Genomic DNA, 23,508 nt, shown 5'->3' with positions numbered 1-23,508 from the left:
AGGAAATAACAGATGCCTTTGCTTGAAATAAAGGACCTGCACGTCGAATTCCCTACGCAGGGCGGCGTGCTGCATGCCGTCGACGGCGTGAGCCTCACCCTTGAAGAAGGCGAAGTGCTCGGCATCGTCGGCGAATCGGGCTCGGGCAAGAGCGTCACGATGATGGCGCTCATGGGGCTGGTCGGCTTTCCGGGCCGCGTACGCGCGGAGCACATGCGCTTTGCGGGCAAGGACCTGCTCGGCATTTCGGACAAGGCGCGCCGCTCGCTGGTCGGCAAGGAGGTCGCGATGATCTTCCAGGAGCCGACCACCAGCCTCAACCCCTGCTTCACCATCGGCTTCCAGCTGATGGAGACGCTGCGCCTGCACCTGAACCTGGACAAGCGCACCGCGAAGAAACGCGCAACCGAACTGCTGGAGCAGGTCGGCATTCCCGCCGCGTCGTCGCGCCTGGGCAGCTATCCGCATCAGCTCTCGGGCGGCATGAACCAGCGCGTGATGATCGCGATGGCGATCGCCTGCAACCCGCGCCTCCTGATCGCCGACGAGCCGACCACCGCGCTCGACGTCACCATCCAGGCGCAGATCCTCGACCTGCTGCGCGAGTTGCAAAAGGAGCGCGGCATGGCGCTGGTGCTGATCACGCACAACATGGGCGTGGTGAGCGAAATGGCGCAGCGCATCGCCGTGATGTATGCGGGCCAGGTGATGGAGCACCAGCGCGTCGACCGGCTCTTCGCATCGCCGCAGCACCCGTACACCGAGGCCCTGCTCGCGGCTTTGCCCGAGCGCGCCGCGCCCGAAGAGCGGCTGGCCACCATCAGCGGCGTGGTGCCCGGCGTGCACGACCGGCCCTCGGGCTGCCTGTTTGCACCGCGCTGCGGCTACGTCACCACGCGCGCCTGCAATGTGCGTCCCGCATTGCGCGAATTCCAGGGCGCGGAGGTGCGCTGCCATTACCCGCTCGGCGAGCCGGGCCGCACCGTGGCGATCGAGCAAGACCGGCCGCGGCAGTTGCCCGTGGCGGAGGCGCTGCCATGAACAACGACAAAGGCGCGCCTGGCGACATCGTGGTCGAGGCCACCCATCTGCAGCGCACCTACGACGTGCGGCGCGGACTCTTTCGCGCGCCGGCCAAACTGCGCGCGGTGGGCGACATCTCGTTTCGCCTGGAGCGCGGGCGCACGCTGGCGGTGGTCGGTGAGTCGGGTTGCGGCAAGTCCACGCTCGCGCGCATGGTCGCGCTCATCGAAAAGCCGACGGCGGGGCAGCTCACGCTCGTCGGCGCCGATGCGGTGAATCCGCCGGCCGAGCGCAAGCGCGAGCTGCGCCAGGCCGTGCAGCTGGTGTTCCAGAACCCCTACGGCTCGCTCAATCCGCGCAAGAAGATCTCGGCCGTGCTCGAAGACCCGCTCGCGATCAACACCACCATGGGCAAGTTGGAGCGCGCCGCCAAGGCGCGTGAAATGCTTGCCCGCGTGGGCCTGCGTCCCGAATACGCGAACCGCTATCCGCACATGTTCTCGGGCGGCCAGCGCCAGCGCATCGCGATCGCGCGCGCGCTCATGCTGTCGCCGCGCCTCCTGGTGGCCGACGAGCCGGTGTCGGCGCTCGACGTGTCGATCCAGGCGCAGGTGCTGAACCTGCTGGCCGACCTGCAGGCCGAACTGGGGCTCGCGTACCTTTTCATCTCGCACGACCTGGGCGTGGTGCGCCACATCGCGCACGACGTGCTCGTGATGTACCTCGGCCACGCGGTGGAGCAGGGTCCCAAGGGGCGCATCTTCGCGCGGCCGCTGCACCCGTACACGCAGGCACTGCTGGCCTCGACGCCGGGGCTCAGCAGCCAGCGCATCGTGCTCAAGGGCGAGCTGCCCTCACCGTTGAATCCGCCCTCGGGCTGCGTCTTCAGCACGCGCTGCCCGCATGTGCAGCCGCGCTGCAGCCAGGAGCGGCCGCTGCTGCGCGCGCTCGACGAGCGGCTGGTGGCCTGCCACTACGCAGAGAAGTTTCTCGACGGCGCGGCTCCCGTGCGCGCCGATGTCCCCTCGCTCGCCGTTCCGATGGCGACGAATCTCTAAGCAAGTTCGTTTTTTCTCAACCGTGTCTGAAGGAGTCCACATGAAGACCCAACCATCCGTTTCGCGCCGCTCACGAAAGCTGGCGCTCCTGGCACCGACAGCGCTTGCAGCCCTTACCCTGGTTTGCGGCGCGGTGTCAGCCAAGACGCTGGTGTACTGCTCCGAAGGAAGCCCGGAGAATTTCTATCCGGGCATGAACACCACCGGCACGTCCTTCGACGTGACCACGCAGGTCTACAACACCATCGTCGAGTTCGAGCGCGGCGGCACCAAGGTCGGGCCGGGCCTGGCTGAAAAATGGGACATCTCTGCAGACGGCACGGTCTACACCTTTCACCTCCGCAAGGGCGTGAAGTGGCACACCACCAGCAAGAGCTTCAAGCCCACGCGCGACTTCAACGCCGACGACTTCATCTTCATGATCGAGCGGCAGTGGAAGGAGAGCGACCCCTTCTTCAAGGTCACGAGCCAGAACCACTCGTACTTCAACGACATGGGCATGCCCAAGCTCCTGAAGTCGGTGGACCGCATCGACGACTACACCGTGAAGATCACGCTCAATCAGGCCGAGGCGCCGTTCCTGGCCAACCTGGCGATGCAGTACGCGGGCATCCAGTCCAAGGAATACGCCATTGCCATGCTGAAGGCCGGCACGCCCGAGAAGGTGGACCAGGACCCGATCGGCACCGGCCCCTTCTACCTCGTGCAGTACCAGAAGGACGCGGTCATCCGCTTCAAGGCCTTTCCGCAGTACTGGGGCGGCAAGGCGAAGATCGATGACCTCGTGTTCGCGATCACGCCCGATGCCTCGGTGCGCTGGGCCAAGCTGCAGAAGGGTGAATGCCATGTGATGGCCTACCCGAACCCGGCCGACCTCGATGCGATCCGCAAGGACCCGAACGTGCAGCTGATGGAGCAGCCCGGCCTCAATGTGGGCTACCTCTCGTACAACACGACGAAGAAGCCTTTTGACGACGTGCGCGTGCGCAAGGCCATCAACATGGCGATCAACAAGAAGGCGATCATCGACGGCGTCTACCTGTCGACCGGTGTTGCGGCGAAGAACCCGATTCCGCCGACCATGTGGTCCTACAACGATGCGATCAAGGACGACCCGTACGACCCCGAAGCCGCCAAGAAGCTGCTGGCGCAGGCCGGTTTCCCCGACGGCTTCACGACCGATCTCTGGGCCATGCCGGTGCAGCGGCCCTACAACCCGAACGCCAAGCGCATTGCCGAACTGATGCAGGCGGACCTCGCCAAGATCAACGTCAAGGCCGAGATCAAGAGCTTCGAGTGGGGCGAGTACCGCAAGCGCCTGCAGGCCGGCGAACACCAGATGGGCATGCTGGGCTGGACGGGCGACAACGGCGATCCGGACAACTTCCTCTACACGCTGCTGGGCTGTGCTTCGGCCAAGTCGGCGAGCGGCAGCAACATCTCCAAGTTCTGCTACCAGCCGTACGAAGACCTCGTGGTGAAAGCCAAGACCGTGACCAAGCAGGCCGACCGCGATGCGCTCTACAAGAAGGCCCAGGTGATCTTCAAGGAGCAGGCGCCGTGGTTCACCATCGCGCATGCGGTGCAACTGAAGCCCGTGCGCAAGGAAGTCATCGACTTCAAGCTGAGCCCCTTCGCGCGTCACACCTTCTACGGCGTGGACATGAAGTAATCCATGGCCGGGCCCATCGCCATCGTCGCGGCGATGCACGAGGAGCTGAAGGCGCTCCTCGCGCAGATGCCCGACGAGCAGCGCGTGCGCGTTGCCGGGCGCGACTTCTGGGTGGGCCATCTGCATGGGCAGCCCGTGGTCGCGGTGCTGTCGCGCATCGGCAAGGTCGCGGCGGCGGTGACGGCCACGGTGCTGCTGGAGCGGTTTGCCGTGCGGGCCATCGTGTTCAGCGGTGTCGCGGGCGGGCTCGCGCCGGGCGTGGCTGTCGGCGATGTGGTCGTGGCAACCGAACTGCTTCAGCACGACATGGACGCATCGCCACTCTTTCCCAGATACGAAGTGCCCTTGATGGGCCTTTCGCGTTTCACGGCCGACGCTGCAATCAGCGATGCACTGGCGGCCGTGGCCGAAGAGACGCTGCGTGATCCAGTCGCGTTGGTAGGGCAGGGCGCCATCGACGAGTTCGGCCTTCGTTCACCGAAGGTGCACCGCGGGCTGCTGGTGAGCGGCGACCGCTTCGTTTCGACCGCTGCCGAAAGCGAAGCGCTGCACCGCCATCTGCCCGATGCGCTCGCGGTCGAAATGGAAGGCGCCGCCGTGGCCCAGGTGTGCCACGACTACGGCGTGCCCTTCGCGGCGATGCGGACCATTTCGGACCGCGCCGACGACGAAGCCCATGGCGACTTCGCGCGCTTCGTCGCCGAGGTCGCGAGCCGCTACAGCCTCGCGCTGATCGGCGCGTGGCTCGCCGGCCTGCCTTCGGACAGCGCGGCTACTTGAGCCAGCCGCGCCGGCGGAAGTACCACATCGGCACCAGCGCGCTGGCCGCCATCAGCGCGATGGCATACGGATAGCCCATCGCCCAGTCGAGCTCGGGCATGAACTTGAAGTTCATGCCGTAGATGCTCGCGATCAGCGTGGGCGGCAGCAGCGCCACGCTCGCCACCGAGAAGATCTTGATCGTCTTGTTCTGGTTGATGTTGATGAAACCGACGGTCGCATCCATCAGGAAATTGATCTTGTCGAAGAGGAAGGCGGTGTGGTTGTCCAGCGACTCGATGTCGCGCAGGATCTGCCGCGCTTCCTCGAACTGCTCGGCGTTGAGCATCTTGCTGCGCATCATGAAGCTGACCGCGCGGCGCGTGTCCATCACGTTGCGGCGGATGCGGCCGTTCAAGTCTTCCTGCCGCGCGATGGCGCCGAGCACCTCGCCGGCGAGCTCGTCGCTGACGTTGCCCGAGAGCACCTTCTTGCCCGCCACTTCGAGCTCGTCGTAGATGTTCTCCAGCGTGTCGGCCGAGTATTCGGCGTCGGCGTCGAACAGCTTCAGCAGCACCTCTTTGGCGTCCTCGATCAGGCCGGGGGCGCGGCGCGCGCGCATGCGCAGAAGGCGGAACACCGGCACGTCTTCGTCGTGGATCGAAAACAGCACGCCGCGGCTGCGCAGGTCGGTGTTGTGCTGGTTCAGGATGAAGGCCACGCGCACGGTGCGCGGGTCTTCGTCGTCGTCGATCAGGAAGTCGGAGCGGATGTGCAGCTCGCCGTTGTCTTCCTCGTAGAAGCGGGCGGATTCCTCGATGTCCTCGTCCATCGCGTCTTCGGGAATCGAGAGGCCGTAGTACTGCTTGATCCAGCGCTTTTCTTCGAGCGTGGGCGACTCGAGGTCGACCCAGATGGGCTGGAACTTGGAGAGCTCTTCGAGCGACTCGATCTCTTCCTGGACGAGGCGGCCGTTGGCGAGCGTAAAGATATTGAGCATGGGCTCACTCCCGGAGATGACTGAAACGGTGGGCGGGGGAGGGGCGCTTTCAATTCCCAGGCCCGGCGCGGGGCGTCAGAAGGGAGTTGAAAGCTGCCGAGACGGGGCGGTTTCCATTGGGGAGTCTCCGGTTGCAGCGAGGCGCGATTATGTCACCGGCCACATGGCCGCAAGGCGTCCGGGCTGGACGTTCATACAGTACAGTCGTGCGCCATGCAGGCCGCTGCGCCCCCCGTCATTTCCACTGCGCCGAAGACCCAGGCCGAGCGCCTGGCCGCGGCCTTGGCCACGCTCAACGACGACCAGCGCGCGGCGGTGGAGCACGGCGTCGGCGCCGCGTCGGCCAACGATCGCCGCCCGCTGCTGGTGATTGCCGGCGCGGGCTCCGGCAAGACCAGCACGCTGGCCCACCGCGTGGCGCACCTGATCGCGGACGGGGTCGATCCGCAGCGGCTGCTGCTTCTGACCTTCTCGCGCCGCGCCGCGCAGGAAATGGAGCGCCGCGCGGGCCAGGTGCTGGCCAAGGTGCTCGGCCTGAAATCGGAGCGGCCGCCCGCGCTGCCATGGGCCGGCACCTTCCACGGCATCGGGGCACGCCTGCTGCGCGAATACGCCGCGCAGATCGGCCTCGACGAGAACTTCACGATCCACGACCGCGGCGATGCCGAAGACCTGATGGGGCTGGTGCGGCATGAGCTGGGGCTGTCGTCCACGGTGAACCGCTTCCCGCGCAAGGGGACATGCCTCTCGATCTACTCGCGCTGCGTGAACACGCGCGCTTCGGTGGCCGAGGTGCTGAAGGAGGCCTTTCCGTGGTGCGGCGAATGGGAGGCCGAACTCAAGAAGCTCTTCGGTGCCTACGTGGAGGCCGAGCAGCAGCAGAACGTGCTCGACTACGACGATCTGCTGCTCTACTGGGCCGGGATGGTCGCCGAGCCCGCGCTGGCCGAGGCTGTCGGCGAGCGCTTCGACCATGTGCTGGTCGACGAGTACCAGGACACCAACCTGCTGCAGGCCTCGATCCTCCTGTCGATGAAGCCCGACGGGCGCGGCGTCACGGTGGTGGGGGACGACGCGCAATCGATCTACTCGTTCCGCGGCGCCACGGTGCGCAACATCCTCGACTTTCCGGCGCAGTTCAGCCAGGAGGCGCGGGTCGTCACGCTGGAGCGCAACTACCGCTCGACGCAGCCCATCCTCGACGTGTCGAACCGCGTGATCGCGCACGCGGCCGAGCGGCATGCCAAGACGCTGTGGACCGACAAGCCCTCCGCCGGCAAGCCGCAACTGGTGCTGGTGCCCGACGAAGCAGGGCAGGCGCGCTGGGTGGCCGACAAGGTGCTCGCGCACCGCGAGGGCGGGCTGGCGCTCAAGTCGCAGGCGGTGCTGTTTCGCACCTCCTCGCACAGCGCGGCGCTCGAACTGGAGCTCGCGCGCCGCAACATCCCGTTCGTGAAGTTCGGCGGCCTCAAGTTTCTGGAGGCCTCGCATGTGAAGGACCTGCTCGCGGTGCTGCGCTTCGCCCAGAATCCGCGCGGTCGCATGGCGGGGTTTCGCGTCACGCAACTGATTCCCGGCATCGGGCCGGCCACCGGCACGCGCCTGCTCGATGCAATGGACCAGGCGGCCGATCCCGTCGCGGCCGTGCGCGATTTCGTGCCGCCGTCTGCCGCGCGCGAGCAATGGACGGGCTTTGCGCAGACCTACGCCGCCTTGCGCGCGCCGTCGCTGGCATGGCCGGCCGACATGGAGCTGGCCCTGGGCTGGTACCTGCCGCACCTGGAGCGGCTGTACGAAGACACCTCCGGCGTGCGTCGCCAGGACGTGGAGCAGTTGGTGCGGCTGGCCGCGGGCTACGGTTCGCGCGAGCGCTTCCTGACCGAACTGACGCTCGATCCGCCCGAAGCCACGAGCGACCGCCCCGGTCCGCCGCTGCTGGACGAGGACTACCTGATCCTTTCCACCATCCATTCGGCCAAGGGGCAGGAGTGGAGTTCGGTGCATGTGCTCAACGTGGTCGACGGCTGCCTGCCGGCCGACGTGGCGCAGGGCGCCCACGAGCTCGAAGAGGAGCGGCGCCTGCTCTATGTGGCGATGACACGGGCCCGCGACCACCTGCATCTGCTGGTGCCGCAGCGCTTCTATGTCACGCAGCAGGCGGTGCGGGGCGACCGGCACCTGTATGCCAACCGCACGCGCTTCATCACGGAGTCCGACCTTGCGGGTTTCGAGCAGCAGACCTGGCCGCCGCCGCCCGTGCGCCCGTCCGCGGTACCGCCGCCGAGCGCCGTGATCGACCTGCGCAACCGCATGCGCGCCGCCTGGCGCTGAAACGGCTGGCCCTTTGCACGGCAGGGTCACCGGGCGGCAAGGGCGGAAACACTTGTTGGCAAAGCGCCGCAACGGCGGCCCGCCGTGCGTGGGCAGCTATGTATTCAATAGCGGATTGAAGCCGGTGGCAGCGGCCGGCGCCATCCGGAGAACCCGGGTATTGCAATACCGTGACAGCTTGGGCATAGTGAATCGAACGACCCTTCTTTCGCTTCTCTCTTCTTCCCCTCTCTCTCTTCCAACCTCATCCTGTTTCGCCGGTCACGCTTCATTTCGAAGCGGGGCCATTTTCCCAACCGTCAATTCTCAGGAGGTCATTCATGAATTTGACGATCAGCGGTCATCACCTCGACGTTACCCCCGCCTTGCGCACCTACGTGACGAGCAAGCTGGACCGGATCACACGGCATTTCGACCAGGTGGTCGATGTGAAGGTGATCCTTACGGTGGAAAAGCAGAAGGAAAAGGAAGGCCGACAAAGGGCGGAATGCAACATCCACGTCAAGGGCAACGACATGTTCGCGGAGTCGAGCCACGCTGATCTCTACGCTGCGGTCGACAACCTGGTCGACAAGCTGGATCGCCAGGTGGTGCGTCACAAGGACCGCCTGCAGGACCACCACCACGTGGCACCCAAGCGCGTGATGTGACGATGAGCACAGGGCGAGGCCCTGGCGCTCGCACCTCAGGCCGCCTTCGGGCGGCTTTTGTTTTTCCGACTGTCTCTGGGGGGCTTTGTCTGTTTTGCCAAGGCCAGCGAGGCCTGCGGGCAACATGTAGACAGAAAGTAGATAAGGGGACTGGGGGTTTTTACCAAGCGGGTGCATAATCGCGCCCGCTCTTCCCCCACCATGAATCGCCTCGCGTCCATCCTGCCGCCCGCTCAAGTGCTTGTGAGCGTTGACGCCACCAGCAAGAAACGTGCTTTCGAAGAAGCGGGTCTGTTGTTCGAAAGCCTTCACGGCCTGGGACGCGCCCTCATCACCGACAGCCTGTTTGCGCGCGAGCGCCTGGGTTCCACCGGCCTGGGCCACGGCGTTGCCATTCCGCATGGCCGCATCAAGGGCCTGAAGGCGCCGATGGCCGCCGTGTTCCAGCTGGCCAACCCCATCGGCTTCGACGCCCCCGACGAGCAACCTGTGGGCCTCCTGATCTTCCTGCTGGTGCCCGAAGCCGCCACGCAGAAGCACCTCGAGATCCTCTCCGAGATCGCCGAGCTGCTGAGCGATGCCGGCCTGCGCGAGCAGATCAAGTCCAGCACCGACGCCGGCGCCCTGCACGGCCTCATTGCCGGCTGGCAGTCCACGCAGGTCGCCTGAGCCCGTGCGTCGGCACGCGTGGCTGCTGATAAGCTGCGCGGCACCCCTGTCACTCATCACTCCAATGACGGCGCCGAGCGCCGTCTCCTGAACGCATGAAGCCGACCGTCATCAGCGCCGATGCCATGTTCGAGGAGTTCCGCGGGTCGCTCCGCTGGGAATGGCTCGCCGGGCTGGGTGCTTCAGAACGCCAGTTCGACCCCGAAGTCATCAGCCGCGCGCAGTCGGCCGCCGACCTGGTCGGCTACCTCAACTACATCCACCCGTACCGCGTGCAGATCCTGGGCGCCCGCGAGGTCGCCTACCTCACGCGCGGCAGCCCGGAAGACTGCGCCCGGCGCATCGCCCGCATCGTCACGCTGGAGCCGCCGATGCTGGTGCTGGCCGACGGCCAGGTGCCGCCCGACGAACTGCTGGCGATCTGCGAGCGCGCCCAGTTGCCGCTCTTTGCCACGCGCGAGTCGTCGGCCTTCGTGATCGATCTGCTGCGCGCCTACCTGTCCAAGCACTTCGCCGAGCGCACCTCGATGCACGGCGTGTTCATGGACATCCTGGGCATGGGCGTGATGATCACCGGCGAATCGGGCCTGGGCAAAAGCGAGCTGGGCCTGGAGCTGATTTCGCGCGGCAACGGCCTGGTGGCCGATGACGCGGTCGACCTGTACCGCATCAACCAGAACACCATCGAAGGGCGCTGCCCCGACCTGCTGCTGAACCTGCTGGAAGTGCGCGGCATCGGCCTCCTGGACATCCGCGCGATCTTCGGCGAGACGGCGGTGCGCCGGAAGATGCGCCTGAAGCTCATCGTGCACCTGGTGCGGCGCGACAGCTTCGAGCGCGACTACGAGCGCATGCCCTCGGCGCCGCTCACGCAGGACGTGCTGGGCATTCCGGTGCGCAAGGTCATCATCCAGGTGGTGGCGGGGCGCAACATCGCGGTGCTGGTCGAGGCGGCCGTGCGCAATTCGATCCTGCAGCTGCGCGGCATCGACACCTATGCGGACTTCGTGGCGCGCCACCACAAGGCAATGGAAAGCGGCCGCGACAGCGACTGAGGCCGTCTTTTCAGCCGGCCTAGCGTTTCTTTACACAGTCGCCGCAGAGGCCGTAGAGCGACATGGCGTGGTCCTGCAGGATCCAGCCCTTGTCCTTGGAAATCATCTGCTGGCGGCGTTCGATCTCGGCGTCGTAGAACTCCTCGACCTTGCCGCACGAGGTGCAGATCAGGTGGTCGTGGTGAGTGCCTTCGTTGAGTTCGTAGACGGCCTTGCCACTCTCGAAATGGCTGCGCTCCAGGATGCCGGCCTGCTCGAACTGCGTCAGCACCCGGTAGACCGTGGCCAGGCCGATGTCGGAGCGCTCGTTGAGCAGCACGCGAAACACGTCCTCCGCCGTCATGTGGCGCTGGCTGCCGGTCTGGAAGATTTCGAGGATCTTCAGGCGCGGCAAAGTGGCCTTGAGGCCGGTGTTCTTGAGTTCGTCGATATTGGCCATGATGGTTCCTGCACCCTGCGCGGCGGTCAGGTCCTGAAAAGGTCAGCCGCTACAATGGCCGATCATATCGCTACCCCCCTTTCCTCCCATGCCTGCCATTCTCCAACGCCGTCCCTGGCTGCTGGCTGCTGCCGTCGCCGCGACGCTCTGCCTCGGTGCCTGCAGCGGTTTCAGCGATCGCACGCGTGGCGCGCTGTCCGCGGTCACGCCCTACAAGGTCGAAGTGGTCCAGGGCAATTTCGTGTCGAAGGAGCAGGTCGCGGCGCTCAAGCCCGGCATGTCGCGCCAGCAGGTGCGTGAAATCCTCGGCACGTCGCTGCTGAACGATGTGTTCCATGCCAACCGCTGGGACTACGTGTTCACCATCCGCCGCCAGGGTGTCGAACCCCAGGAACGCCGGCTGACCGTGTACTTCAACGGCGAGCTGATGGACCGCTTCGAGGGCGACGCCATGCCCAGCGAAGAAGAGTTCGTCGCCACGCTCGACACCCGAAAGAAGTCTGGCAAGGTGCCCCAGCTCGAGGCCTCGGAAGACGAGCTCAAGAAATTCGCCCCGGCCAAGGACGCCAAAGCCGATCCGGCCGCGGCAGCCGCGCCTGTCGTGCCCCCGCTGCCGGCGGCCTATCCCCCGCTCGAAGCCGCGCGCTGAGCGCAGCAGCAGGAGCGGGCGGCGCCCGCCGGGTCAGGCGGCGTCCGTCCGGTGCCCATGGTTCCCAGTGGCCTTGCGGCCATTTCGACGACCGAAGACTGAATCCGCGTGACTGAACCTACTGCTTCCTCTTCCATTTCCGCCACGCCCGCGCTGCGCCGCATCGCCATTGCCGGCGCTTCGGGCCGCATGGGCCACATGCTGATCGAGGCCGTGCGCAACGCGCCCGACTGCCGCCTGGCCGGCGCGCTCGACATCGCCGGCAGCCCGGCCATCGGCGCCGACGCAGCCGCTTTTCTCGGCTTCACGAGCGGCGTGCCCATCGTCTCCGACCTGCGCACCGGCCTGCAAGACGCGCAGGTGCTCATCGACTTCACCCGTCCTGAAGGCACGCTCGCGCACCTGGCGATCTGCCGCGAGCTCGGCGTGCAGGCCGTCATCGGCACCACCGGCTTCAGCGACGCGCAAAAGGCCGAGATCGCCGAGATCGCGAAAGACATCGCGATCATGCTGGCGCCCAACATGAGCGTGGGCGTCAACGTCACGCTCAAGCTGCTCGAAATGGCTGCCAAGGCCATGGCCACCGGCTACGACATCGAGATCATCGAAGCCCACCACCGCCACAAGGTCGATGCGCCTTCGGGCACCGCGCTCCAGATGGGCGAAGTGATCGCCGATGCGCTGGGCCGCGACCTGAAGGACTGCGCCGTGTATGCCCGCGAAGGCATCACGGGCGAGCGCGATCCCTCGACCATCGGCTTCTCGGCCATTCGCGGCGGCGACATCGTGGGCGACCACACCGTGCTGTTCGCCGGCATCGGCGAGCGCATCGAGATCACCCACAAGTCGTCCAGCCGCGTCACCTATGCGCAGGGCGCGCTGCGCGCGGTGCGTTTCCTGGCCGATCAGAAGGCCGGCCTGTTCGACATGTTCGACGTGCTGGGCCTGCGTTAGAGAGCCGCGGATGAGCGTCCTCGAACTGCTGACCCATGGCGACGGCGTCAGCCGTTCGGTGGCGGCGCTGCTGCTGGCGATGTCCATCGCCAGCTGGGTCGTGATCCTCTGGAAGGCCTGGCTCCTGCGCGGCGGCACGCGCGACGTGCTGCGCAGCATCGCGGCGTTCTGGCAGTCGGCCACGCTGGCCGATGCGGAACAGAAGCTCAGGGCCTTCGACCGGGCCGCGCTGGTGCTGCCGGCGGTGCTCGCCATCAAGCATGCGGCGGTCGCTGACGTCAACGGAACGCTGGGCGCCGCGGGCGACCGCAACCAGCGTCTCACGCGCGCGCTGCGCGACGCCCTGCATGCCGCGCTGCGCCGCCTGCAGGCCGGGCAGATTCTTCTTGCCACCGTGGGCGCCACGGCCCCTTTCGTCGGCCTGCTGGGCACGGTCTGGGGCATCTACGGCGCGCTCGCGGGCATCGCGGGCCAGGCCGGCGGCTTCACCATCGACAAGGTGGCCGGCCCCGTCGGCGAAGCGCTGGTGATGACGGCCTTCGGCCTCGCGGTCGCCATTCCGGCCGTGCTGGCCTACAACGTGTTCGGCCGCGTCGTCGGCCGCGTCGAAGCCGAGCTCGAAGGCTTTGCGCACGACCTGCTGGGCAGCTTCGGCGAAGCGCCCGTACCTCCCGCACCGCCGCCCGCGCGGCCGATGCCGGTCTGACGACCCACGCAGCATGGCCTTCGGTCGCTCTTCGCTAGGCAGCAGCGCCACCGGCGGCGGCGGGCAGCGTCCGCTGTCGGACATCAACGTGACGCCGCTGGTCGATGTGATGCTGGTGCTGCTGGTGATCTTCATCATCACCGCGCCGCTGATGGCCAGCTCGATCAAGCTCGACCTGCCGCAGACCGATGCGGGCCAGCCCAACGATGCGCCCAAGTTCGTGAGCCTCGCGGTCGATGCCGCAGGCAAGGTCTTCCTCAACGATCAGCCGGTGACCGACGAAGAACTGGCCGCGCGGCTCGAGAAGGCCGCCGTGGACAGCAAGGACACCGAAGTGCAGCTGCGCGCCGACCAGACCGTGCCCTACGGCAAGGTGGTGGCTCTGATGGGGATTGCGAACAAGGCGGGGCTGAGCCGCATCGGGTTCGTGACAGAGGCCGCCGAGGCCCCTGGAAAGCCGCGCTGAATTTGTCTTGCTCCTTCCCCTCCCGGGGGAAGGCTGGGATGGGGGCAAGCGGCCTTTGAAAAGTCGCTGCGATTGATACGCCGCCGTGCCCCCACCCCGGCCCTCCCCCGGGAGGGGAGGGAGAAATACCGAACGAAGACTCAGCCCAGCACCACCGGCTTGGTGTTCCAGATCTCATGCGCGTACTGCGCAATCGTGCGGTCCGACGAGAACGCCCCCATCCCCGCCACGTTCAGGATCGCCATCCGCGTCCACGCATCCGAGTCGCTGTACAGCGCATCCACCTCCGCCTGCTTGGCCACATAGCTCGCGTAGTCGGCCAGCAGCAGGTAGTGGTCGCCCCAGTTCACCAGCGCGTCGTAGATGCCCTGGTAGCGCCCCGGCTCGCCGGCCGAGAACGCGCCGTCGCGGATCGCATCGAGCACGCGCTTCAAATCCGCGTTCTCCTCGTAGATCTCGCGCGGCTGGTAGCCGCGCGCCCGGATGTCGGCCACCTCCGGCGTCGTGTTGCCGAAGATGAAGATGTTCTCCGGCCCCACGTTCTCGCGCATTTCCACATTGGCGCCGTCCAGCGTGCCGATGGTGAGCGCGCCGTTGAGCGCGAACTTCATGTTGCCCGTGCCCGAGGCCTCGGTGCCCGCGGTGGAAATCTGCTCCGACAGGTCGGCCGCCGGCATGATGATCTCGGCCAGGCTCACGCTGTAGTTCGGCAGGAACACCACCTTCAGCAGCTTGCCCACGCGCGCATCGGCGTTGATGGTGCTCGCCACGTCGTTGATGAGCCGGATCACCAGCTTGGCCATCACGTAGGCCGAGGCTGCCTTGCCCGCGAACACCACCACGCGCGGCACGATGTCGATGGGTGTGCCCGCCGCCTGCGCGTCCAGGATGCGGTGGTACCGCGACACCACATGCAGCACGTTGAGCAGTTGCCGCTTGTACTCGTGGATGCGCTTGACCTGCACGTCGAACATCGCGTCGGTGTCCAGGTCGATCTTCAGGTGCTCGCCGACCCAGTTGGCCAGGCGCAGCTTGTTCTCGCGCTTGGCATGGCGAAACGCGCGCACGAACGCGGGCTGCGCGACCATCGGCTTGAGGGCTTCCAGCTGCGAGAGGTCGCGCCGCCACCCCTTGCCGATGCGCTGGTCCAGCAGCGCGGCCAGCGGCGGGTTGGCCTGCGCCAGCCAGCGGCGCGGCGTGACGCCGTTGGTCTTGTTGTTGAAGCGCTCCGGAAAGATCTTGTCGAAGTCCGCAAAGATCGATTGCTTCATCAGCTCCGAGTGCAGCCCCGACACGCCGTTGATCGAGTGGCTTGCCAGCACCGCCACGTACGCCATGCGCACGCGCCGCTCGCCCGATTCGTCCACCAGCGACAGCCGGCGCATCAGTTCCACGTCGTTGCCCACCTTCTGTGCCACCGTGGCCAGGAACTTGGCGTTCATGTCGTAGATGATCTGCAGGTGCCGCGGCAGGATGCGCCCGAGCATTTCCACCGGCCAGGTCTCCAGCGCCTCATGCATCAGCGTGTGGTTGGTGTAGCTGAACACCTTCTGCGTGTGCGCCCAGGCCTCGTCCCATGCCAGGCCGTGCTCGTCGAGCAGGAGGCGCATGAGCTCGGGCACCGCAAGCACCGGGTGCGTGTCGTTCAGGTGGATGCTGACCTTGTCGGCCAGCTGGTCGAAGCTCTTGTGGTTGCGCAGGTAGCGGCGCAGCAGGTCCTGCACGCTCGCGCTGCAGAAGAAGTATTCCTGGTGCAGCCGCAGCTCACGGCCCGAGGGCGTGGAGTCGTCGGGGTAGAGCACCCGCGAGACGTTCTCCGACTGGTTCTTGCTTTCCACCGCGCCCATGTAGTTGCCGCGGTTGAAGGCCGAGAGGTCGATCTCCTCGGTGGCGCGCGCCGACCAGAGGCGCAGCGTGTTCGTGGCCTGCGTGCCGTAGCCCGGGATGATGGTGTCGTAGGCCACGGCGCGCACGTCGTGCGTGTCGACCCAGTCGGCCGCGCCGTAGGGCGCGTTCAGGCCTTCGCGCTTTTGCACATGGCCGCCGAAGCGCACGCGGTAGTTCACCTCGGGCCGCTGGAACTCCCAGGGGTTGCCGCGCGTGAGCCAGTAGTCGGGCGTTTCCACCTGCTGGCCGTCGACGATGCGCTGGCGGAACATGCCGTACTCATAGCGGATGCCGTAGCCCATGCCCGGCACGCCGAGCGTGGCCATCGAATCGAGAAAGCAGGCTGCGAGCCGGCCGAGGCCGCCGTTGCCCAGCGCCGCGTCGGGCTCGCGCTCGGACAGCGCCGCCATGTCCACGCCGAAGTCGGCCAGGGCCTCGCGCACCGTGTCGTAGAGGTCGACCGCGAGCAGCGCGTTGGTGAAGGTGCGCCCGATGAGGAACTCCATCGAGAGGTAGTAGACGCGCTTCAAGTCCTGCGCGTAGTTGGCGCGCGTGGTCATCATCCAGCGCTCGACCAGCTGGTCGCGCACGGCCTGCGAGGTGGCGTTGAGCCAGTCGTCCTGGCTGGCCGCGACCGGGTCCTTGCCGACCGCGTAGATCAGCTTGTTGGCCACGGCGCGCTTGAAGGCCGCGACGTCGCGGTCGGGATGGTCGTAGGCAAAGTCTTTGATCGTCATGGTGAGCGTTCTGGTGTGAGTGTTTGGTGTTGGCCGTGCAAGGGTCAGGGGGAGCCCAGGGCCTGCCTGTAGACATCGATGTACTGCGCGGCCGCGGTGGCCCAGTCGGCCGGCCTCCGCATGGCATGGCCTCGCACGCGGCGCCAGTCGGGCGCGCGTTGGTAAAGGGCGAAGGCGCGGCGCAAGGCGCGCTCGTAGTCGGCGCCGTCGAAGCGGTCGAACACGAAGCCGGTGGCCTCGCCGCTCGCCATGTCTTCCAGCGTGCTGTCCACCACCGTGTCGGCCAGGCCGCCCACGCGGCGCACCAGCGGCAGGCTGCCGTACTTCAGGCCGTACATCTGCGTGAGGCCGCAGGGTTCGAAGAGAGAGGGCACCAGCGTCACGTCGCCCGCGCCGAAGAGCTGGTGGGCGAGCATTTCGTTGTAGCCGATGGTGACGTTAACCGATTGCGGGGCCGCCGCCGCGCGCTGGCGAAAGGCCTCTTCGAGCCACGCCTCGCCGCTGCCCAGCAGCGCGAGCTGGCCGCCCTGGGCGAGCAGCGCATCGAGGCCGCCCAGCACCAGGTGCAGGCCCTTCTGTTCGGTGAGCCGGCTCACCAGGATGAAGAGCGGCGCGTCCGGCCGCTCGGCCAGGCCGAGCTGGTGCTGCAGCACCGCCTTGCAGCGCGCCTTGCCCGCCATGTGCCGGCCTTCGGGCGTGTGATAGCCCTGCACCAGCGCGGCGTCGGCGGCCGGGTTCCAGACCTTGTCGTCCACCGCATTGAGGATGCCGCTGAGCACGCCGCTGCGCTGGCGCAGCAGGCCGTCAAGGCCACAGCCCTGCTCGGGCGTCTGGATCTCCAGCGCATAGGTGGGGCTCACCGTGGTGAGCCGGTCGGCGAAGTAGAGGCCCGCCTTCATGAACGACACCTGGCCGTGGTACTCGAGCCCGTTGATGTGGAAGGCGGGCGCCGGCAAACCGAGGTCGGCGAAGTTCCAGGGCGCGAACACACCCTGGTAGGCCAGGTTGTGCACCGTGAACACGCTGCCCACATGCGGCCGACCCGGCTGCCGGGCGAAGGCGAGGTACGCGGGCGCCAGCGCCGCATGCCAGTCGTGCGCATGCACGACCTCGGGCTGCCACGCCGGATCGAGCCCTTGGGCCAGCTGCGCCGCAGCCCAGCCGAGCAGCGCGAAGCGCCGGTGGTTGTCGGCGTAGGGCTGGCGCGCCGCGTCTTCGTAGGGGTTGCCGGGCCGGTCGTAAAGGGCCGGCGCGTCGATCACATAGGCCGGAATGGCCGGTGCGCCGTCGATGGCGATGTGCCCGGCGCGCAGGCCGAAGCGCTCGCCCCAGGGCGCCGCGAATTCGGCCACCGGCGCCAGGTCGCGCACGCCGGCCACGATGGCCGGAAAACCCGGCAGCAGCACCCGCGCGTCCTGCCCCTGGGCCATGAGCGCCAAGGGCAGGGCGCCGGCGATGTCCGCCAGGCCGCCGGTCTTGAGGAGGGGAAAGAGTTCGGCGCTGACCTGGAGGATTCGCATCGTTCGCGGTCGTGGCCTCAGGCGGCCAGCCTTTTCAGCATTTCGCGGGTGACCAGCACCACGCCGGTCTCGGTGCGCTCGAAGCGGGCCGCATCGGCGGCGGCATCCTCGCCGATCACCATGTCGTCGGGAATCACGCAGCCGCGGTCGATCACCACCTTGCGCAGCCGGGCGCCGCGGCCCACCTCGACGTCGGGCAGCAGCACCGCCTGGTCGATCTCGCAGAACGAATGGATGCGCACGCCCGAGAACAGCACCGAGCTGCTCACCTTGGAGCCCGAGACGATGCAGCCGCCCGAGACGATGGTGTTGACCGTCATGCCGTGCTGGCCGTGGCGGTCGAGCACGAACTTGGCCGGGGGCAGCTGCCGCTGGTAGGTCCAGATGGGCCAGTCGGTGTCATAGATGTCGAGCTCGGGGGTGATCGAGGCCAGGTCGAGGTTGGCTGCCCAGAATGCATCAATCGTGCCCACGTCGCGCCAGTAGGCCTGGGCGCCCGGCCCGCGCGAGGCCCGCGTGACGCAGGACATGCTGAAGGGATGCGCCAGCGCGCGGCCCTGTGCCACGGCGCGCGGAATGATGTCCTTGCCGAAATCGTGGCTCGAATCGGGGTTGGCGGCGTCTTCTTCCAGCAATTGGTAGAGGTAGGCGGAGTCGAACACGTAGATGCCCATGCTGGCCAGCGCCACGTCGGGGTTGCCGGGCATCGCGGGCGGATCGGCCGGCTTTTCGAGAAAGGCCGTGATCTGCCGGCCGTCGTCGATGGCCATCACGCCGAAGGCGGTGGCCTCCATGCGCGGCACCTCGATGCAGCCCACCGTGCAGCCCAGCCCGCGCTCGGCATGGTCCTTGACCATGATCGAGTAGTCCATCTTGTAGATGTGGTCGCCGGCCAGCACCACCACGTAGTCGTGCTTGGTGGAGCGGGTCTGGATGATGTCCAGGTTCTGGTACACCGCATCGGCCGTGCCGCGGTACCAGTGCTCGTCGCCCGTGCGCTGCTGCGCGGGCAGCACGTCCACCATCTCGTTGAGCTCCGCGCGCAGAAAGCTCCAGCCGCGCTGCAAATGCCGCATGAGCGAATGCGACTTGTACTGCGTGACCACCGCCATGCGCCGGATGCCGGAGTTCAGGCAGTTCGACAGTGCGAAATCGATGATGCGGAATTTGCCGCCGAAGTAGACGGCCGGCTTGGCCCGCCGGTCGGTCAGTTGCTTCAGGCGCGAGCCCCGGCCGCCGGCCAGCACCAGGGCGATGGTGCGGCGAACCAGTTGATGCGCTTGCAGGGGTTCCTGCGGTGTGTTCTTGTGGTCCATCCTGTGTCTCCGTTCGTTCGTTCGCTTGTTGGAATTCGTCGTCAGGGTTTCTGCAGAGAGACTAGCACCGGCCCGCGCCGGTGGCTCCTACCTTCTTGCAACCCGGATGCTCGAAAAAGGCACTTCCGCGCCATCGCCCAGCGCCTGCGGCGCGGCCTGGTGGTCGTGGCCCGGATCGGTGGCCAGGCAAAGACGCCATGGGCCTTGCGGCAGCGTGAAAGACACAGCCTCCGCCCCCGCATTCACCAGCACCAGCCATGACGCATCCGCATCCTGCGTCGCAGCGCTTTCGAACAGGATTGCAAGCGCCGTGCCCGACTGCCAGTCGGCCGGTGCCATTGGCTCACCGTCGGGGCGCAGCCAGCGGATGCCCGGCGTGCCTTCCGCCGGATCCGCCGGCCACCAGCGCGTGCTGCGCAGCGCCGCGGCTTCGCGGCGCAAGGCCGCGAGCCGCGCCACGAAATCGCTGGTGCGCGCCATGTCGCTCGCCGGGTCGGACGCGCCGATCCAGGCCAGCCAGGTGGTCTCGTTGTCCTGGCAATAGGCGTTGTTGTTGCCCTGCTGGCTGTGGCCGAGCTCGTCGCCGGCCAGCAGCATCGGCGTGCCCTGCGAAAGCAGCAGCACCGCGAGCAGCGCGCGCTGCAGGCGACTGCGCCGCGCGAGCACATCGGCGTCGTCGCTCGGGCCTTCGACGCCGCAGTTGTTGCTCAGGTTGTGCGCATGGCCGTCGCGGTTGTGCTCGCCGTTCGCGAGGTTGTGGCGCTCTTCGAAACTCACCAGATCGCGCAGCGTGAAGCCGTCGTGCGCGGTGATGAAGTTGACACTCGCCGTCGGCGCCCGGCCGTGATGCGCAAACTGCGTGCTGGACGCGGTGAACCGGTGCGCGAAATCGCCCAGGCCGGCTGCGCCGTCGCGCCCTTGCCGCAGCCAGAAACCGCGCTGCGTGTCGCGGTAGCGGTCGTTCCATTCGAGCCAGCCCGGCGGAAATTCGCCGAGGCGATAACCGCCGGGGCCGATGTCCCACGGCTCGGCGATCAGCAGCGTGCGCGAGAGCACCGGGTCTTGCGCAATCGCTGCGAAGAAGGGCGCACGCGCATCGAAGCCCCGCGCCGCATCGCGCCCCAGCACCGGCGCAAGGTCGAAGCGGAAGCCGTCGACGCCGAACTCGCAGGCCCAGTGGCGCAGGCTGTCCATCACCAGCTGCAGCACGCGGGGCTCGCCCAGGTTCAGGCAGTTGCCGGTGCCGGTCCAGTTCTCGTAGAGCGCACGGTCGTCGTCGCGCAGGTGGTAGTACAGGTCGTTGTCGATGCCGCGCAGCGAGAGCGTGGGGCCGAACTCGTCGCTCTCGGCGCTGTGGTTGTAGACCACGTCGATCACCAGTTCCATGCCGCGCGCATGCACCGCATCGGCCATCGCGCGGAATTCGCTCGCGGGCGTGGTGCCGGGACGGCCGCTCCAGTAGCGCGCCTCGGGCGCGAACCATCCGATGGTGTTGTAGCCCCAGTAGTTGGAAAGGCCCATGGCGAGCAGGCGTTGCTCGTCGGCGCGATGCTGCACCGGCATCAGGCTCAGGGTGGTGATGCCCAGGTGCTGCAGGTGGTCGAGCACCGCGGGTTCGGCCAGCCCCGCATAGGTGCCGCGCAATGCAGCCGGCACACCCGGGTGCAGGCGGGTCTGTCCCCGGACGTGCAACTCGTACAGGACGCGGTCACCGGCCGCGATGCGCGCATGGCCCGGCGGCAATGTTGCCGTGCCGGTCGTCGCCACCACACGCGCCTTCAGCGCGACAGCACCGTTGTCGCGCCCATCCCGTCGCTCGGGCTGCGAGGCGTCGTGCCCCATGAACAGATCGCTGCCGTCATACCGCCCCACGATCTCCCGCGCATACGGATCGAGCAGCACCTTGGCGGCATTGAACCGTTGCCCGTCATGCGGCGCCCACGGCCCATGCACGCGGTACCCGTACACCAGCCCGGCCTGCCCACTGGGCAGCAGCCCATGCCACACCCCATCGGTGCAAGCAGGCAGTCGAAGGCGTTGCTGCTCGTGCACCCCCGTCCCGTCAAAAAGACAAAGCTCGACAGCCTCCGCGCGAGGCGCGACAAGCGCGAAGTTCAACCCGGCGGCGGAAAGCGATGCCCCCAGAGGAAACGGCGACCCAAGACTCAGCATGACAACAAACGGGAGGAACCAACCGACAGCGTGCCCACGGCGGCGGGTGCTGCATGTCCGGCTGGCCGTTGAGGCACCGCCGAGCAGCGCAGCGACAGGCGGATCAGGGCTCGCCCTTGTTTGAGCGAAGCGAGTTTGGGCGAGACCCCGCCTGTCGCGAGCAGCGCAGGGAAGCCCGAAGGGCCGGTGACGTCGGCCGGCCGGCCATGCAGCACCCGTCGCCGCCCCCGTCGCCGCTCCCCAGGCAGCCCCCAGATACAAAAGAGAGAAATCAAACCAGCACCCACATCACAGTCCCCAAAGGCGGCACGCTGACAGAGATCGAATCCGCCTTCCCATGCCAGCCGACAGCAGAACTCTGGACCACTCCGTTCCCCACACCGCTTCCCCCATACACAGCCCCGTCGGTATTCAGCAGCTCGCGGTAAGCCCCCGCACAAGGAACCCCCAGCCGATAGGAATGCCGAGGCAACGGCGTGAAGTTGCAGACAACCACCACGAACGCCCCGTCCCGCGCCTTTCGAACGAAGGCGAACACCGACTGGTCCGCATCGTCGTGCACGATCCACTCGAACCCCGCGCTGTCGTTGTCCAGTTCGTGAAGCGCGGGAAAGTGCCGGTACACATTGTTCAGATCGCGCACCAGCCGCCGCACCCCTTGATGCGGTGCGTGCTCCAGCAGATGCCAGTCCAGGCTGCGGTCCGCATTCCATTCGGCGACCTGCGCGAACTCGCTCCCCATGAACAGCAACTTCTTCCCCGGATACGCCCAGAGGTAGCCATACAGGTTGCGCAGCCCCGCAAACTTTTGCCACGCGTCGCCCGGCATCCGCCCGATCATCGAGCCCTTGCCGTGCACCACCTCGTCGTGCGAGAGCGGCAGCACGAAATTTTCGGTGTGCGCGTACATCAGCCCGAAGGTCACCTGCTGATGGTGGTGCTTGCGATAGAGCGGGTCGGTGCCCGCATACGCGAGCGTGTCGTTCATCCAGCCCATGTTCCACTTGTAGTGAAAGCCCAGCCCGCCGTGCTCCGGCGGACGCGTCACGCCCGGAAAGCTCGTCGACTCTTCGGCCAGCGTCACCGCCCCCGGCCGCTCCACGCCCACCACGCGGTTCATGCGGCGCAGGAAATCGATCGCTTCCAGGTTCTCACGGCCGCCTTGCGCATTCGGCACCCACTCGCCGGCCTTGCGGCTGTAGTCGCGGTACAGCATCGACGCCACCGCATCCACGCGCAGCCCGTCGACGCCATAGCGCTCCAGCCAGTACAGCGCATTGCCCACCAGGTAGTTGCGCACCTCGGTGCGCGCGAAGTTGAAGATCAGCGTCTGCCAGTCGTTGTGAAAACCTTCGCGCGGATCGGCGTATTCATACAGCGCCGTGCCGTCGAAATTACCCAGCCCGTGCGCATCCGTCGGAAAGTGCGCCGGCACCCAGTCGAGGATCACGCCCAGCCCCGCCGCATGCGCAGCTTCCACGAAATGCCGGAAGTCCCCCGGCGTGCCGAAGCGCGAGGTCGGCGCATAGAGGCCGATCGGCTGGTAGCCCCACGAGCCGTCGAAGGGATGCTCGCTGACCGGCAACAGCTCGATGTGCGTGAACCCCATGTCCCGCGCATAGGGCACCAGCGTGTCGGCCAGGTCGCGGTAGTCCAGCCATTCGTCACCGTTCTTGCGGCGCCAGGAGCCGAGGTGCGCTTCGTAGATGCTGATCGGCGCATGCCGCTCGTTGGCGGCCGCGCGCCCTTCGGGCATCGGCACGGGCGCGGGCAGCGGCGCCACGACGCAGGCCGTCTCGGGCCGCAGCCGCGATGAAAAGGCAAAGGGGTCGGCCTTGCGCAGCACCTCGCCCCTGGCCGACAGGATCTCGAACTCGTAGCTGTCGCCCGTGGCCACATGCGGCGCGAAGATTTCCCACACACCGCATTCGCGCCGCAGCCGCATCATGTGCCGCCGCCCGTCCCAGTTGTTGAAGTCGCCCACCACCGACACGCGCCGCGCATTCGGCGCCCAGACCGCGAAGGCCACGCCCTTGACCCCGTCGATCTCGCGCAGGTGCGCGCCCAACTGCTCGAAAGGCCGCAGGTGCGTGCCTTCGGCCAGCAGCCACACATCGGTTTCGCCCAGCACGAACGGAAAACGGTACGGGTCCTCCAGCCGCGAGGTGTGCGAGCCCCAGTCGACCTGGAACGAATAGCCCAGCCGCGCCTCCGCCGCCGGCACCAGCCCGACGAACAGGTCGGAGCCCTCCTGCCGCGTGAGCATGGCCAGCGGCCAGCCGGTGCGCGAATGCATCACCGCCACGCTCTGCGCGCCGGGCAGCAGCGCGCGCACCTCCAGGCCTTCGCGCGTTTCATGCGGCCCGAGCACGGCGAAGGGATCGCCATGTTCGGCGCGCATCAGGGCGCGGACTTCGGAGGCTGGCAGGGGCTTGGGCGGCATGG

19 protein-coding genes are annotated in these 23,508 nt (G+C 67.2%); 12 read left to right on the top strand and 7 right to left on the bottom strand.

Going from position 1 to position 23,508, the window contains the following annotated elements:
• Positions 1-12: 12 nt before the first annotated feature.
• The 4 genes from ABIC90_RS11345 to ABIC90_RS11330 are packed head-to-tail and all read left to right on the top strand — an operon-like array spanning position 13 to position 4,533.
• On the top strand, positions 13-1,041 hold the full coding sequence (locus ABIC90_RS11345; RefSeq protein ID WP_354354215.1) for an ABC transporter ATP-binding protein: 1,029 nt from the start codon (positions 13-15) through the stop codon (positions 1,039-1,041).
• Complete coding sequence (locus ABIC90_RS11340; RefSeq protein WP_354354214.1) at positions 1,038-2,081, top strand: dipeptide ABC transporter ATP-binding protein; 1,044 nt, start codon at positions 1,038-1,040, stop codon at positions 2,079-2,081. Before ABIC90_RS11345 ends, ABIC90_RS11340 begins: the two co-directional genes overlap by 4 nt.
• A 40-nt stretch (positions 2,082-2,121) precedes the next feature.
• Positions 2,122-3,753 carry an ABC transporter substrate-binding protein gene (locus ABIC90_RS11335; protein WP_354354213.1) on the top strand — a complete coding sequence of 544 codons (1,632 nt, stop codon included), beginning with the start codon at positions 2,122-2,124 and terminating at the stop codon, positions 3,751-3,753.
• A 3-nt stretch (positions 3,754-3,756) separates the two neighbouring features.
• Positions 3,757-4,533, top strand: coding sequence for a 5'-methylthioadenosine/adenosylhomocysteine nucleosidase (locus tag ABIC90_RS11330; RefSeq protein ID WP_354354212.1), 777 nt, complete (start codon positions 3,757-3,759; stop codon positions 4,531-4,533).
• On the opposite strand, the gene corA is transcribed toward ABIC90_RS11330, so the two are convergent.
• Positions 4,526-5,512, bottom strand: coding sequence for a magnesium/cobalt transporter CorA (corA, locus tag ABIC90_RS11325; protein WP_354354211.1), 987 nt, complete (start codon positions 5,510-5,512; stop codon positions 4,526-4,528). The genes ABIC90_RS11330 and corA overlap by 8 nt on opposite strands.
• 213 nt (positions 5,513-5,725) lie before the next feature.
• Between corA and ABIC90_RS11320 the strand changes: the two genes are divergently transcribed.
• The 4 genes from ABIC90_RS11320 to hprK all read left to right on the top strand — a co-directional run bounded on the left by ABIC90_RS11320 (position 5,726) and on the right by hprK (position 10,217).
• Positions 5,726-7,843 (top strand): ATP-dependent helicase, encoded by a 2,118-nt coding sequence (locus tag ABIC90_RS11320; RefSeq protein WP_354354210.1) that lies wholly within the window; start codon positions 5,726-5,728, stop codon positions 7,841-7,843.
• Positions 7,844-8,163: 320 nt separating this feature from the next.
• Positions 8,164-8,493 carry a ribosome hibernation-promoting factor, HPF/YfiA family gene (hpf, locus tag ABIC90_RS11315; protein WP_354354209.1) on the top strand — a complete coding sequence of 110 codons (330 nt, stop codon included), beginning with the start codon at positions 8,164-8,166 and terminating at the stop codon, positions 8,491-8,493.
• A gap of 201 nt (positions 8,494-8,694) precedes the next feature.
• Positions 8,695-9,162 carry a PTS sugar transporter subunit IIA gene (locus ABIC90_RS11310; RefSeq protein WP_354354208.1) on the top strand — a complete coding sequence of 156 codons (468 nt, stop codon included), beginning with the start codon at positions 8,695-8,697 and terminating at the stop codon, positions 9,160-9,162.
• A gap of 95 nt (positions 9,163-9,257) precedes the next feature.
• Entirely contained in the window at positions 9,258-10,217 is a 960-nt protein-coding gene (hprK, locus tag ABIC90_RS11305) for an HPr(Ser) kinase/phosphatase (protein ID WP_354354207.1), read from the top strand.
• A 19-nt stretch (positions 10,218-10,236) separates the two neighbouring features.
• Here the strand turns inward: hprK and fur are convergent, their stop codons facing one another.
• Entirely contained in the window at positions 10,237-10,656 is a 420-nt protein-coding gene (fur, locus tag ABIC90_RS11300; RefSeq protein WP_354354206.1) for a ferric iron uptake transcriptional regulator, read from the bottom strand.
• Between the two features lie 88 nt (positions 10,657-10,744).
• Between fur and ABIC90_RS11295 the strand changes: the two genes are divergently transcribed.
• The 4 genes from ABIC90_RS11295 (at position 10,745) to ABIC90_RS11280 (ending at position 13,431) form a co-directional block, all read left to right on the top strand.
• Complete coding sequence (locus ABIC90_RS11295) at positions 10,745-11,305, top strand: outer membrane protein assembly factor BamE (RefSeq protein WP_354354205.1); 561 nt, start codon at positions 10,745-10,747, stop codon at positions 11,303-11,305.
• Between the two features lie 153 nt (positions 11,306-11,458).
• Complete coding sequence (gene dapB / locus ABIC90_RS11290; RefSeq protein ID WP_436318203.1) at positions 11,459-12,259, top strand: 4-hydroxy-tetrahydrodipicolinate reductase; 801 nt, start codon at positions 11,459-11,461, stop codon at positions 12,257-12,259.
• 10 nt (positions 12,260-12,269) lie between these two features.
• On the top strand, positions 12,270-12,965 hold the full coding sequence (locus tag ABIC90_RS11285; protein ID WP_354354203.1) for a MotA/TolQ/ExbB proton channel family protein: 696 nt from the start codon (positions 12,270-12,272) through the stop codon (positions 12,963-12,965).
• Between the two features lie 13 nt (positions 12,966-12,978).
• The gene (locus ABIC90_RS11280) at positions 12,979-13,431 is read left to right on the top strand and encodes an ExbD/TolR family protein (RefSeq protein WP_354354202.1); all 453 of its coding nucleotides are present in this window, start codon (positions 12,979-12,981) and stop codon (positions 13,429-13,431) included.
• A gap of 140 nt (positions 13,432-13,571) precedes the next feature.
• Here ABIC90_RS11280 and ABIC90_RS11275 read toward each other — a convergent pair whose 3' ends face one another.
• The 5 genes from ABIC90_RS11275 to glgB form a co-directional block, all read right to left on the bottom strand.
• On the bottom strand, positions 13,572-16,055 hold the full coding sequence (locus ABIC90_RS11275) for a glycogen/starch/alpha-glucan phosphorylase (RefSeq protein ID WP_354354201.1): 2,484 nt from the start codon (positions 16,053-16,055) through the stop codon (positions 13,572-13,574).
• A gap of 44 nt (positions 16,056-16,099) precedes the next feature.
• On the bottom strand, positions 16,100-17,575 hold the full coding sequence (glgA, locus tag ABIC90_RS11270; protein WP_354354200.1) for a glycogen synthase GlgA: 1,476 nt from the start codon (positions 17,573-17,575) through the stop codon (positions 16,100-16,102).
• 17 nt (positions 17,576-17,592) lie between these two features.
• Positions 17,593-18,891, bottom strand: coding sequence for a glucose-1-phosphate adenylyltransferase (glgC, locus tag ABIC90_RS11265; protein ID WP_354354199.1), 1,299 nt, complete (start codon positions 18,889-18,891; stop codon positions 17,593-17,595).
• Positions 18,892-18,978: 87 nt separating this feature from the next.
• Positions 18,979-21,063 (bottom strand): glycogen debranching protein GlgX, encoded by a 2,085-nt coding sequence (gene glgX, locus ABIC90_RS11260; protein ID WP_354354198.1) that lies wholly within the window; start codon positions 21,061-21,063, stop codon positions 18,979-18,981.
• Between the two features lie 271 nt (positions 21,064-21,334).
• Positions 21,335-23,506 carry a 1,4-alpha-glucan branching protein GlgB gene (gene glgB / locus ABIC90_RS11255; protein WP_354354197.1) on the bottom strand — a complete coding sequence of 724 codons (2,172 nt, stop codon included), beginning with the start codon at positions 23,504-23,506 and terminating at the stop codon, positions 21,335-21,337.
• Positions 23,507-23,508: the final 2 nt, after the last annotated feature.

Source organism: Variovorax boronicumulans (genome assembly GCF_040544675.1).
GTDB classification, from domain to species: Bacteria; Pseudomonadota; Gammaproteobacteria; order Burkholderiales; family Burkholderiaceae_C; genus Variovorax; species Variovorax boronicumulans_D.
The sequence above is the reverse complement of the archived record's forward strand: the minus strand, read 5'-3'. Positions and strand labels throughout refer to the sequence as shown.